Consider the following 13,261-nt stretch of genomic DNA (forward strand, 5'->3'; position numbering starts at 1 on the left):
CTCTTCCTACTCCACCGTGGTTGCCAGCGCGTTGATGGCGGCAACCGTGATGGCGGAGCCGCCGAGGCGCCCTTGCACGATGGCAAACGGGATCTGCCCCCATTCGCGCAGCGCGTCCTTGGACTCCGCAGCTCCCACAAAGCCGACCGGGCAGCCGACGATGGCGGCCGGGCGCGGGCAGTGCGGGTCCTGCAGCATATGGAGTAGATGAAACAGGGCCGTGGGAGCATTGCCGATGGCGACCACGGCACCGTCCAGATGCTCGCGCCACAGCTCCAGTGCTGCGGCGCTTCGGGTGTTGCCCATGTCGGCGGCCAGCGCTGGCACACGCGGGTCCTGCAGGGTGCAGATGATGGAGTTCTGAGCCGACAGGCGCTTGCGCGTGATGCCCTCGCTGACCATGCGTGCATCGCAGAGCACGGGTGCTCCGCGCTGCAGCGCGGCTTCCGCTGCTTCGGCAAAGGTCGGGGAGAAATGGATATGCGAGGCCAGCTCCACCATGCCGGCTGCGTGAATCATGCGGCAGGCGACCCGCTCTTCCACGGGGTTGAAGCGCTTGAGATCGGCCTCGCGGCGGATGATGCTGAACGATTGCCGGTAAATCTCTTCACCGCACTTTTCATAGTTGTAGGTCATTGAGTTGTTGCTGTATCTCGTGAGGATCGGAGTTCAGAGGCCGATAGGGAATGGAGGCCCGGGCCGACGGTTGCGCCTCGGCGGGGCTGGCGTGCAGCCATATCTGGCCCGCTGTGTCCTGGCTGGCAAACACCACATTTGTTGCATCGGCAGGCAGGGCGCAGAGCTTGGCGCAGCCGCTGATATGAAGATGCCGGTCCGCCGCCTGTGAGCTGGCGAATTGCAAGGCCATGGGCTGGGCCGGGATATGGGCCTGAGGGCAGTTGGGGGCGCCGGTACAGGCCGAGACCCGCAGGCGCACATCCGTAGGCTGGCTGATCCAGTCCCTGGCATCGAGCCGGGCAGGCAGTGAATCCAGGTGCTTGTTCGGCAGCAGCAAAGATTTCCAGGGCGTGACCCGGATCTCCGCCTGTTCGGGCATGAGAGCCGCCAGCTTCTGTATGGCCCATGCGTCCAGGCGCCCCAGCGGGGTGCCCAGCAGCAGGCCGTGAGGGTTGAGCGCTCCGGGCCGCAACGGCCTGGCAGTGGTCGTGTCCTGAGTGCGGAGCTCAAGGTGATGGCTGGCCCTGGCGAGTCCGCAGGCCTGAAGGTCGATGGGCTTTGCAAGGCCGCGCAATCGGCCTGCGGCCTGCGCGCTGCGCTCACGGGCAAACCACAGGGCAATCCGTATGGCGGCCTGGACGGCCGCCGGTGCGCTCTCGAAACCGTACCAGTCTGCCGATTGGCCCAGGGCAAGCCCATAGCGTCCATCGGCGCAGGCCCATAGCTGAAGGTCGGAGCTCAGGCTTTGGAGATGGCACCGCGGATCGTCGACCAGCATGTCAAATTTGCCGGGCAGGGCCGGCATGTCCTGCTGTTGCAGGGCCAGGGGAGTCAGATCACGCGCCGCCGCCACAGAAAGCGCCAGAGCCAGCGCATGGGTGCGATCTCCTCTGGCATAGAACGGCGTGCAATGCACGGCAGGCGCCAGATCTGTCTGTTCATCGGCAGGGGCCAGTCTGGAGGCAACGAGCGCTGCGCGCAAGGCAGGCAGGGACGACTCATGTACGCCGCGCAATTGCAGATTGCCGAGGCGGGTCAGCTCGATCTGCCCCGAGGCATGGGTTCGTGCGAGCTCGGCCAGTACCAGCCACTGAGCAGCGGTGAGTGACGCGCAGCGAGGGCGCACGCGAACGATCCAGCCGTCCTGTGCCTGCATGGGCTTCCAGGTGCTTGGACACCAGCCGCGAATCTGGATGGTCTCAGGGCTGGACAAGCGCTGCTCCAGGCGACGAGGCCAGGGCACGGCCGGCCCACTGGGACAAATCTGACTGGCAAATTCCATGCAACATAGGTCATCCACGGTCGGTTTGGCCGATACCCGGGCCAGACAAACAAAATGTGCAGAGGGAAATGAAGAGGTGATGAGCCGCACGCGGGCGCTGGCAGATCACAAGCCACATGCAATCCCGCTGCGCCTTGTACACACCAGGCCGGTCTCCGGACTTACAGAGCCCACCTGGGGGTGGCATGTCGATGCGCCTTCCCGCTTGCGCAGTGGCAGCCGTGGCCGTGGGCCAGGGCTTGCATCTCCATCTCTCTGATTACCGTTGCGGGTGCAGTGCAGGATTGGTGGAGATTCCATTCACCTGCTTCTCGTTTCACCTCCGCGCGCAGAGCACGCCATGAGGCACCTGTGGTGGCGCGATCTTACGCGATAACCTGGTGCACACGGCCCAATTCATCGGCTTGGCAGCCGCTTTCCTGCCGCCTGCGCAACGACCGGATATCGATCAGATGGGCCGGCGAGCTGGCGTGATGTCCTATCAGGCGGCTATCAAAATAGATAGCAATAAACGCTTTATCGTTAATTTGTTGAGGTCTTTTATTGGGTGAATTTCAGCGGAAGTCGCAGCGTATCCGGCCAGGCCTTTGTCAGCCGCTCGGCACCGCCAAACAGACGCCTGTTCTGGCCCGCAGCGATTTCACAGTCCACCAGAATCTGTGCCACGACAGGTACAGGCCCGCGCTCCAGCTGCAGCACATCGGGGCTGCGGAAGTCGCTGAGCAGCCACAGGCAGGATGGTTGCCGGGAGTATCTGGCCGCCATCTGCCAGCCTGACTGCAGGGCATGGGCCAGCGGCGTGCCGCCACCGCCGCGCAGTGGCTCGATCAGATCGGCATTCCAGCGTGGCGCCCGCGTGGGCTCCAGCAGCCAATGCAGCTGTCCTGCGCCGAAGCACAGCAGGGCCACGGATTCGCGCTGCAGATAGGCCCGGCGCAACCACTGCAGCAGCAAGCCCTTGGCCTGGGCAAATGCGCCGCTCTCCACCATGGAAGCCGAGCAGTCCAGCAGGAACAGGTGTTGCCTGCGCACAGCTCCCTCGGGCTGGCGCCAGCGCAGATGTGCGGGGGCCAGTGGCAGCCCCTGGCGCTGGCGCAGGGTGGCAGTCCAGTCAATGCTCGCCCCTGGCATCTTGTGGATGCTGGGTGCAGCATGGCTGGCCAGGGAGAGGCCATGGTTTTCGGAGCCGACTTGCCCCCGGCCGCCGCTCAGCGCAGCGGACCGGAGGCTCGGGCTTTTTTTGCGGCCAGGGCCTCCAGGGCTGCCTGTGCCATGGCGTCGGCCTGTTGAGCCTCGAAGACGACGCTGCTCACGGCTTGAGCCTGGCCCCAGCCGGCAGGCGGCTGTTCGAGGCCCGGGCCAGCATCTTGAGGCAAGGAGCTCGTGGCGCCGGGCTCGCGGGTGGCCGGTGAATGAGAGGCTGGCGCCTGGGTATCAGGCTCTGTGCGGCCTGCTCCGCCCGTGCCCGACGGTGTGGCAGGCGTTGCCGGCGGCTGGGCGGAAGGCGTGGCTGCGGGGGGCTGCCGCAGCTGGCTGGCGCTGTCCGGGGGGGACTGGCTGGCGCGATGCTGCAGCACCAGTGGCGCGACTTCGGCCACATGTGCTGGCGTGATGCTGTGACTGCCTTGCCAGGCCGCCAGGGCGCGTGCAGCGCGAAGCATGACCAGGTCGGCGCGCAGCCCGTCGACCTGGGCGGCAATGCACTGCAGGGCCACGGCCTCGTGGATGGCATCGCTCCATGCCAGCTCCGAGGGATTGCGGCAACGGCTGCGGGCCTGCGCCAGCTGTTGACGAATCTCCTGCTGGCGGGACGCATGGGATTGCACAAAGCCCTGGGGGTCCAGGTCAAAGCGCAGCCTGGCCTTGACGATGCTGCTGCGCAGCTGCGGGTCCTGGGCATTGTCCAATTGCACACAAAGGCCCAGGCGGTCCAGCAGCTGCGGGCGCAGCATGCCTTCCTCGGGGTTCATGGTGCCGATCAGCACAAAGCGCGCGGCATGGCTGTGCGAGATGCCGTCGCGCTCTATGCGATTGATGCCGGAGGCAGCCACGTCAAGCAGCACATCGACGATGGCATCGGGCAGCAGATTGATTTCATCGACATAGAGCACGCCGTCGTGCGCCTTGGCGATCAGCCCTGGAGCGAAGCCCACTTCGTGGCCCGAAAGCGCCTTGGACAGGTCCAGGCTGCCGGTCACATGCTCGATGGAGGCACCTAGCGGCAGGGTGACGAAAGGCGCAGGGGCCAGCAGATCTGCCAGCGCACGGGCCGCGGTGGACTTTGCCGTGCCGCGCGGCCCCCGGATCAGCACGCCGCCCAGTTGCGGCTCTATCGCGGCCAGCAGCAGGGCCTGTACCAGGGTGGGCTGCCCCTGTATGGCAGAGAGTGGGAATACGGGTGCCGGATCGTGGTTCGGGCTCATTGGGAAAGTTGTCCTTCCATGAATTCTTCGTGCTCCAGCATCTGGGCCAGCAGGCTCTGGTGATGTTCGCCAGGCTGCTCCCACATGCCGCGGTCTATGGCCTCCAGCAGGCGCGAGACGATATCGCCCAGCGCTTGAGGATTGTGCTGGCGCAGAAACTGGCGCACGCTCTCGTCTTCGACATAAGCCTGGGTGACCATGGCGTAATGCTGGTCCGAGACCAGCGCTGTGGTGGCATCGAAGCCGAACAGATAGTCCACTGTGGCCGCCATCTCGAAGGCGCCCTTGTAGCCGTGGCGCATGGCGCCCGCAATCCACTTGGGGTTGGTGACTCGGGCGCGCACCACACGGCCGATCTCCTCGGCCAGGGAGCGGATCTTGGCAGACTGAGGATTGCCATGGTCGCCATGATAGATGGCAGGCTCGCCGCCGCCCAGGTGGCGCACGGCCGCCACCATGCCGCCCTGATGCTGGTAGTACTCGCTGGAGTCCAGCAGGTCATGCTCGCGGCTGTCCTGGTTCTGCAGCACCACATCGAGTGCCTGCAGACGCCGCTCCAGCGCGGCGCGGGCCGGCACGCCATCGGCCTGCTGGCCGTAGGCATAGGCACCCCAGTGCAGGTAGTGGCGAGCAAAGTCACCCGCATCGGTCCACTGGCCGGTACGCAGCATCTCATGCATGCTGGCACCATAGCTGCCGGTGGGCGCTCCGAAAACGCGCCACAGCGCCTGTTCGCGGGCCGCGTCGGCGCTCAGGCCCTGGTCCATGGCAGTTTGCGTGTCACGCAGCATGCGGGAGCGGATAGGGTTGTCCTCGGCGTCCTCATCCAGCTCGGCCACGGCACGTACCGCGGCATCGAACATCTGCACCACGTTGGGAAAGGCATCGCGGAAAAAGCCGCTGATGCGCAGCGTCACGTCAACGCGCGGGCGACGCAGGCCCACGGCAGGAATGATTTCGAAGTCGGTCACGCGCTGGCTGCCGGCCGCCCATTTGGGACGCACCCCGATCAGGGCAAAGGCCTGGGCGATATCGTCGCCGCCGGTACGCATGGTGGCTGTTCCCCAGACGGAAAGACCGATGGCCTGAGGATATTCGCCATGCTCCTGCAGATAGCGCTCCAGCAGGCGCTGTGCGGACTGCTGCCCCAGCGCCCAGGCAGTCTGGGTGGGGACGGCACGGGTATCCACGGTGTAGAAGTTGCGCCCCGTGGGCAAGGTGTCGCAGCGCCCGCGCGAGGGCGAGCCGCTGGGCCCGGGCGGCACAAAGCGACCTTGCAGTGCGCGCGAGAACTGCAGTAGCTCCTGTGGGCCGCAGGCGTCCAGTGAAGGTGCAATCTGCTGCTCTATGCGCGTCAGCACTTGTCGTGTGTGCGGCCAGTCGCGGGCCAGCGCGGGATTGGCAATGACCTGCAAGGCCAGCAGCTCGAGCCGCTCGCGCGTGTCGCCGCCATGGCGCCAGGTGCCGGCATCCTGCTGCTGCAGCGCGGCCGGGTGTGGGCCATTCCAGGGGGCTGCGGCATCCATGTCCAGCGGGTTCCAGTCCATGTCCGGCAGCAGGTCGGTAGTCAGCGCGTTGAGCAGGCCTTGCTCGTCGCCGCCACTGCCCGGATAGCGCGCCAGCGAGAGCAGGGTGGATTCGCGCAGCTGGCCCTGTGGCGAGCTGCCGAAGATATGCAGACCGTCGCGGATCTGGGTTTCCTTGAGTTCGCACAGATAGGCATCGATGCGTTCCAGCAACTGCTCGTCGGCATCGGGTTGCGCGCTCGCAGCTTCAAGGCCTAGCTCGCGCAGCAGATCCTGCTGTCTGGCGCAGTCCAGAATCTGTTTGCGCAGCAGGCTGGAGCGGCGCAGATCGACCAGCAGGGCTTCGTAGTATTCGTCCACCAGGCGTTCCAGCTCCTGCATGGGGCCGTGGTTTTCGGCGCGCGTGAGCGGCGGCATCAGATGGTCGATGATGACGGCCTGGCTGCGGCGCTTGGCCTGCGCCCCTTCGCCGGGGTCGTTGACGATGAAGGGATAGACATGCGGCAGCGGGCCGAGAATGGCATCGGGCCAGCATTGCTGCGACAGCGCCAGGCTCTTGCCCGGCAGCCATTCCAGATTGCCATGCTTGCCCACATGGACCATGGCGTCCACGCCAAACACATCGCGCAGCCAGAAGTAGAACGCAAGATAGTGATGGGGCGGCACCAGCTCGGCGTCGTGATAGCTGGCGTAGTCATTGCGCCCGTCGAGCGCGCGTGCGGGCTGTATGCCCACGAAGACATGGCCCAGCTGCAGGCCGGCAATCATGAACCAGCCATCGCGCAGCATGGGGTCTTGCTCGGGCGCACCCCAGCGCTCGGCTATGGTCTGGGCCATGTCGCCGGGCAGCTGTGCCAGGCGCTGTTGATAGGCCTGCAGCGAATAGCCCTGGCTTGCAGGGCGCAGCGGCCATTTTTTGGGGTCATTGGCGATGCCTTGCTGCAGCAGGCCCATCAGCGCCAGGCCGCAGTCGGGCCGCGCAGCAGCATCTCCCAGCTGCCAGCCGTCACGTGCCAGCTGATCCAGCAGGGCAATGACGGATTCCGGCGTATCGAGACCCACACCGCTGCCCATGCGTGCCTCGCTGCCCGGGTAGTTGGCCAGTATCAGCGCGGCCTTCTTCTGAGCTGCAGGCTTGCTGCGCAGCCGGCACCAGCGCCAGGCCAGCTCGGCAATCCAGGCGACGCGGTCGGGCTCGGCCTGGTAGCTGATCACATCGGTCTGCGTCAGCTCGCAGCGATGGGCCAGGCCCTTGAAGCTCATGGCGCGCGTCATGATGCGGCCGTCCATCTCGGGCAGCACCACCTGCATGGCAATGTCGCGCGGGCGCAGGCCCTGGCTGTCGGCCAGCCAGTCTTCGCGGTTGCTGCCGCTGGCGATGACCTGCAGCACGGGAATGTCGCCGGCCAGCGCGTCGGCCGCCTCGCCGGTGCGCGCATGTTCTCCGAGAGCCGCAAACGCCGTGGTGTTGAGAATGATCTGCACCTGGTGGGTGATGCACAGGGAGCGCAGCGTCTGCAGGCACAACCCGTCCTTGAGCGACTCCAGGGCCAGCGGCAGCGGGTTCAGGCCGCGCGCGAGCAGGGCCTCGGCCATGGCATCGAAGGCCTCGGTATTGGCCGCCAGCAGGTGCGAGCGGTAGAAGACCAGCATGGCCACGGGTGCTCCAGGCGTCCAGCGTGCCTGCAGGTCGTCCAGGCCCGGAAGATGCCCTGCATCGTCATCCATCCAGGCCTGTGGTACATGCACGGCCACGGGGGGCAGCACCCGCACGGGCGCTGCCTCGCGGCCCTGGTTCAGGCCCCAGGCTGCCGCCATGCGCAGGAACTCGCGGGCATTGCCCAGACCGCCGGCGCGCAGGTATTGCCACAGCGCACGGCTTTGCTCGGGCTCCAGCGTACCTTTGGCCAGCAGCTCCGGATCTTCCTGGTTGTCGCCCGAGAACATGGCCAGCTTCTGGCCCTTGCGGCGCGCCAGCTTTTGCAACTGCTCGATGCCGTAGGGCCAGGTGGACTCGGCTCCCAGATGATCGACGATGACCAGCCTGGCATGCTGCAGCACCTCGTCGATATACAGATCGAGCGAGGCGCTCTGGCGTAGATGCAGCAGGTTGGCCAGGCGTAGCGTGGGCGTGGACCCAGCGGCCTGGGGCTCGGCCTGCAGCCATATCCGGTAGGCATCTGCCAGCAGCGACAGCGTGGTGTCGGCAGAGCTGAGCACCACCATGTCGGCAGGCGTCTGGTCCAGACGGGTGACGATGCTGTCGTCTTCGACAAAGCCGCCGGGGCGGGAGCTGAGCAGGTGCATGGTTCAAAAACAGTAGCTGATGGCGCTTTTCAGCAAAGGGCTAGAGCCGGTTTCGGCTAATTTCTCAGACTTCGGCGCTTTTCAGCGCCTGCTGCAGCACGGCGGCGTCGAGTTGCTTGCCAATGAATACCAGGCGCGTAGCGGCAGTCTCGCCCACGGTCCAGGCACGGTCGAAATAGGCATCAAAACGGCGGCCCACGCCCTGCACCAGCAGACGCATCTTCTTGCCAGGCAGAGCGGCAAAGCCCTTGACGCGCAGCACGCCATGTTGCTCCACGATGGCTTGCAACGCCTGCATCAGACGCTCGCGGTCCACGGCACCCAGGTCCAGGTGCAGGGAGTCGAAGGCATCGTGGTCATGGTCTTCGTCATGGTCATGGTGGCTGTGCTTGTCGTCGATCGACAGCTCGGCGGCGCGATGCTGGCCCAGCAGCACGTTCAAGGGCACCTGGCCCTGCACGGCTTCGATCATCTTCACGCTGGCAGGTACTTCTTCGGCCACCAGGGCACGTACCTGGCCGAGTTGCTCGGCCGTGACCAGATCGGCCTTGGACAGCACCACCAGGTCGGCGGCCGAGAGCTGATCCTCGAACAGCTCATGCAGGCTGGCGTCATGGTCCAGATTGGGGTCGGCCTGACGCTGTTCGTCGACGGCATGCGGGTCATGGGCAAACTGGCCGGCGGCCGCAGCGGGCGTATCGACCACGGTGACCACCGAATCGACAGTGAAGACATTGGCGATGTCGGGCCACTGGAAGGCCTGGACCAGGGGCTTGGGCAGGGCCAGACCACTGGTTTCGATCAGCAGCACATCGATGTCGGCGCGGCGCTCGGCCAGAGCCTTCATGACGGGGAAGAACTCTTCCTGAACGGTGCAGCACATGCAGCCGTTGGCCAGCTCGTAGATCTGGCCCGACTGCATATCCGCGCCGCCTTCTTCCTTGCAGCCTATGGCGCAGGTCTTGAGGATTTCGCCGTCAATGCCCAGTTCGCCGAACTCGTTGACGATGACCGCCACGCGCAGGCCCTTGGCCTGCTCGAGAATATGGCGCATCAGCGTGGTCTTGCCGCTGCCGAGAAAGCCGGTGACGATGGTGGCGGGGATTTTGGTGGTTTGCATGGATCACTCTCCGGATGGGAATCAACAGGGAAATTCGACAGGGAAAACTTATTCGTGCAGTGCAGGCTGTGGTCCATGCACGCGCAGGTGTTCGTGGGGACAGTCCTGCTGCTGCACATGGGCTGTTAGTACGGGCTCGATCGTCGTGGCATCCATGGGGCCATACCACACGCCTTCGGGGTAGGCGATCATCAGCGGGCCATGGTTGCACGGGTACTGGCAACTGGTTTGCAGCAGCATCACCTGCTTTTTGAGCAGTGGGTTTTGCTGCACGGTGCGCGCCAGTTGCGGCCACAGCGCGACGGCTCCCTTGGCCGCGCAGCGCGGGCCCACGCACCACAGCACATGGTGCTGGTGCTCCGGCACTTGGGACCAGGCTTTGGGGTCGCGCTCCCAGTCCTCATCGGCCAGCAATTGTGGCACCTCGGGCTGCTGCAGCGCGCTGGGAATGGTGGTGGCCAGCAGCTCGGCCAACGCCGGCAACTGCAGCAGGGGTTGAGCAAACACGATGCGAGGGGCGTGTTTGCCGGGTTGCCCTGAAGCCTGTTGCTTGGCGCGCCAGCGCATGATGAGCTTGTGCAGCCAGCGGCGCAGCGAAGGCTCGTCGGGCACCATGACAGGCAGGATCAATATCTGATCGGCATCGGCGCACAGGTCCAGCGCTTCGGGCAAGGCAGGCTGTGCTCGGTCCACAAAGGCGGGTTGCACACGCAGCACAGGCGCTTGTGCGGCAGCCAGCCGGGCCTCAAGCTGCGTTGCCAGGTCGCTCAGTTCCGTCAGGCCGCCCGCATAGGCCGCACCGCGACTGAGCAGTACGATGGCCAGGTCGGCGTTGGCTGCAGGTAAAGAGGGCGTGGGCTCAGTGCAGGTCTGGGTCATAGCAGCTCATCCGGCATGAATTCGATCACGGGCTTGCCCGTGCGTGCGCTGGTGTGCACCTGGGCGTGCACGCCGTAGACACGGGCAATGGTCTCGGGCGTCAGCACCTCGGCTGGAGTGCCTTGCGCCACCAGCGCACCGTGCTGCAAAAGGTAGATGCGGTCGCAGTAATGCGCGGCCAGCGGCAGCTCGTGCAGAGCGGCCAAAGTGGTCAGGCTCAGGCCGCGAATCAGATTCATCAGCTCGAACTGGTGGCGCACGTCGAGATGGTTGGTGGGCTCATCCAGCACCAGCAGCGGTGCCTGCTGGGCCAGTGCGCGGGCCATGAGCACGCGCTGCTTTTCACCGCCCGAGAGTGTGGAAAACATGCGCTCGGCCAGTGACAGGGCCTGTACCCGCGCCAGCGACTGGGTGACGATGGCAAAGTCTTGCGCGCTGTCCTTGTCAAAGGCGCTTTGGTGCGGCGTGCGCCCCATCAGCACCACATCGCGCACGCGCAGATCGAACTCGTTGGCATTTTCCTGTGCCAGCACGGCCATGGCACGGGCGTTGTCGCGGGCACTGTGCCGCCAGACGTCGCGCTCCTGCATGAAAACCGTGCCACTTGCGGGCTTGAGGATGCGGTAGATCATGCGCAGCAGCGTGGACTTGCCACTGCCGTTGGGCCCGAGCAGGCCCACGAACTGGCCGCTGCTCACCTGCATGCTGACATCGCGCACGATGTGCGCCGCTGCGGCCTGAAAGTTGAGCTGACTGGCCTGCAAAAGCAGCTTGCACTGGCTGGGTGCCTGAGCTTGATGGGCTTGGAACATCACAGGCTCAGTCTTTCCCTGGCATTCTTGCGGCACAGCATCCAGACAAAGAAGGGGCCGCCCAGCAGCGAGGTGATGACGCCCACGGGCACCTCGGCAGGAGCAAAGCTGATGCGCGAGAACACATCGACCCAGACCAGGAAGATGGCGCCCACCAGCGCCGCCACGGGCAGCACGCTGCGATGCTCGGCCCCGACCAGCATGCGCGTGACATGGGGCACGATGAGGCCCACAAAGCCGATTGGGCCTGTCAGCGCCACCAGCACGCCAGTGACCAGAGAGACCAGCACAAACAGCCAGCGCCTTGTGCGTGTGGTGTCCACGCCCAGGGTCATGGCGGTTTCTTCGCCCGCGAGCAGGGCATTGAGTGAGCGCGCCTGCGTCAGCAGCAGCACCACGCCCGCCAGCAGCAGCAAGGCTGGCAGGCCTAGTTCGTCCCAGCGCGTGCCGGCCAGGCTGCCCAGCGTCCAGGTCAGCACCGAGTTAGCCAGCTCGCGCTGATCGGTCGTGAGCACGATCAGGCTGGTGACGCCGCCCAGACAGTAGGCAATGGCCACACCGCCCAGAATCAGGCGCGAGGCCAGTAGCCGGCCGTGTGCATGGGCGAGAAAGTACACCGTGGTGCAGGCGGCCAGTGCGCCGCCAAAAGCGCCCAGCGGCAGGGCCAACTCGCCCGCAAAGGCCAGCGTGCCAAAGGCCAGAACGCTGACTGCGCCCACCGAGGCGCCTGACGACACTCCCAGCAGATAGGGGTCGGCCAAGGGGTTGCGCACCATGGCTTGCATGGCCACGCCCACCACGGCCAGGCCTGCTCCGGCCAGAGCTGCGAGCAGCACGCGCGGCAGGCGCACGCGCCAGACGATTTGTTGCTGTGCCACGGTCCAGTCACCTCCGGACCCACCAAAGTTCAAGCCCAGGTTGTTGAGCTGCTGGCCGATTTCATGCGCCGTGATCTGCCAGGCCAGTTGTGGTGCCATGCGCACCGGCCCCAGCGTGATGGCCAGCGTGAGCGACAGCAGCAGCAGCGCGATCAATGCCGCCAGCCACAATGCCAGTTGGCGGCGCTGGCGAATAAACGCGTTGGTAGGTGTATTGGCAGCAGCGAAAGAGTCGGTCGCTGCAGTTGCCGTGGTGGTGTCAGTGGCCTGCATCATGGCTCGCTTACTTGCTCGGGGTGCAGTGCATGGGCCAGGCGCTGGGTGGCGGCGACATTGCGCGGGCCGGGCGTGGCTTCGGCAAACTCCAGCAGCACGAACTTTTGCTCGCGTATGGCCTTGAGGTGGGCCAACTCAGGCTTGGCCAGCAGAAACTGGCGTTTGCCGTCGGGCGTGGGTCTGTCGTTGTCGACGATGACGATCCAGTCCGGTTCGCGCGCAATCACGTCTTCCCAGTTGCCGCGCATCCAGCTGCTGTCCAGATCGTCAAAGATATTCGTTGCGCCAGCGGCCTCGATCATGGCCTGGGGCATGGCATAGCGGCCCGTGGTGACGGGGATGTCTGTGCCGCTGTCGAACACAAAGACCTTGGGTTTGTGGCTCACGTTTTGGAGGGCATCGGTCACGCGCTGCAGCTGGGCGCGCTGATCGCCCACCAGCGCTTGGGCGCGTGCCTCGATGTCAAAGATGCGGCCCAGGTTAAGCAGGTCGTTGAAAGTGTCTTCCAGCGAAACACGCTCGCGAGCCACCTGGCGTATGCAGGATTCGCTGAGCACATAGCTGGCAATGCCCAGCTCCTTGAGGCTGGCGGGAGTGATCTGGCCTGGTCTGAAGCCATAGGACCAGCCGCTGAAGACGAAGTCCGGCTGGGCGTTGAGCAAGGTCTCCAGGTTCATGCCCTGGCTGGAGAGATCGGGCACGCCGGCCAGCAGCGGCTGCATGGCGGTGGGCAGGCGGCTGAGGTCGCGCAGACCGCCATAGCCCACCAGCCTGTCCTGCAGGCCCAGGGCAAGAAACATCTCCAGCAGATTGATGCCGTGCACCACGGCACGCTGCGGAACTTTGTCATAGACCACGGGCTGGGTGCAGACATCGATGGTGAGCGCTGTTTTTGCCGCCTTGCTGGCTGAGGCTTGCGGGGTGCTGCCGGCCTGATGGCTTTCGCCGCAGGCGCTGAGCGCTGCTGCCGAAGCCAGCAGTGCGACAAACCGTAGCGGTTGCTTCAGTAACAGGAGCTGCTGGCGTATGTATTTAAAGGACTTCATGGCTAAAAATGTCTGAACTCAAGAAAATACAAGT

At 65.2% G+C, this 13,261-nt stretch carries 10 protein-coding genes and 1 riboswitch; all 10 genes read right to left on the reverse strand.

The window, feature by feature from the left end; genetic code table 11:
• Positions 1 to 6 precede the first annotated feature (6 nt).
• Positions 7 to 636, reverse strand: a complete 630-nt coding sequence (locus tag P353_RS12310) for a precorrin-8X methylmutase (protein ID WP_034369596.1) — start codon at positions 634 to 636, stop codon at positions 7 to 9.
• Complete coding sequence (locus tag P353_RS12315) at positions 620 to 1,891, reverse strand: nitrite reductase (protein ID WP_232776454.1); 1,272 nt, start codon at positions 1,889 to 1,891, stop codon at positions 620 to 622. The genes P353_RS12310 and P353_RS12315 overlap by 17 nt, the downstream gene beginning before the upstream one ends.
• Positions 1,892 to 2,088: 197 nt before the next feature.
• Positions 2,089 to 2,328, reverse strand: a riboswitch (cobalamin riboswitch).
• Positions 2,329 to 2,500: 172 nt separating this feature from the next.
• On the reverse strand, positions 2,501 to 3,091 hold the full coding sequence (locus tag P353_RS12320; RefSeq protein ID WP_034369600.1) for a vWA domain-containing protein: 591 nt from the start codon (positions 3,089 to 3,091) through the stop codon (positions 2,501 to 2,503).
• A gap of 77 nt (positions 3,092 to 3,168) precedes the next feature.
• Positions 3,169 to 4,383, reverse strand: a complete 1,215-nt coding sequence (locus P353_RS12325) for an ATP-binding protein (RefSeq protein ID WP_034369601.1) — start codon at positions 4,381 to 4,383, stop codon at positions 3,169 to 3,171.
• Complete coding sequence (cobN, locus tag P353_RS12330) at positions 4,380 to 8,216, reverse strand: cobaltochelatase subunit CobN (protein ID WP_034369604.1); 3,837 nt, start codon at positions 8,214 to 8,216, stop codon at positions 4,380 to 4,382. The genes P353_RS12325 and cobN overlap by 4 nt, the downstream gene beginning before the upstream one ends.
• A gap of 64 nt (positions 8,217 to 8,280) precedes the next feature.
• Positions 8,281 to 9,336, reverse strand: a complete 1,056-nt coding sequence (cobW, locus tag P353_RS12335) for a cobalamin biosynthesis protein CobW (RefSeq protein WP_034369606.1) — start codon at positions 9,334 to 9,336, stop codon at positions 8,281 to 8,283.
• A gap of 48 nt (positions 9,337 to 9,384) precedes the next feature.
• Positions 9,385 to 10,215: a (2Fe-2S) ferredoxin domain-containing protein gene (locus tag P353_RS12340; RefSeq protein WP_034369609.1), complete on the reverse strand. Its 831-nt coding sequence runs from the start codon at positions 10,213 to 10,215 to the stop codon at positions 9,385 to 9,387.
• On the reverse strand, positions 10,212 to 11,027 hold the full coding sequence (locus P353_RS12345; protein ID WP_080750523.1) for an ABC transporter ATP-binding protein: 816 nt from the start codon (positions 11,025 to 11,027) through the stop codon (positions 10,212 to 10,214). The genes P353_RS12340 and P353_RS12345 overlap by 4 nt, the downstream gene beginning before the upstream one ends.
• The gene (locus tag P353_RS12350) at positions 11,027 to 12,181 is read right to left on the reverse strand and encodes a FecCD family ABC transporter permease (protein ID WP_113707713.1); all 1,155 of its coding nucleotides are present in this window, start codon (positions 12,179 to 12,181) and stop codon (positions 11,027 to 11,029) included. Before P353_RS12350 ends, P353_RS12345 begins: the two co-directional genes overlap by 1 nt.
• Positions 12,178 to 13,227, reverse strand: a complete 1,050-nt coding sequence (locus P353_RS12355) for an ABC transporter substrate-binding protein (protein ID WP_113707714.1) — start codon at positions 13,225 to 13,227, stop codon at positions 12,178 to 12,180. The genes P353_RS12350 and P353_RS12355 overlap by 4 nt, the downstream gene beginning before the upstream one ends.
• Positions 13,228 to 13,261 lie beyond the last annotated feature (34 nt).

Source organism: Comamonas testosteroni, from assembly GCF_000761245.1.
GTDB lineage: Bacteria > Pseudomonadota > Gammaproteobacteria > Burkholderiales > Burkholderiaceae_C > Comamonas > Comamonas testosteroni_C.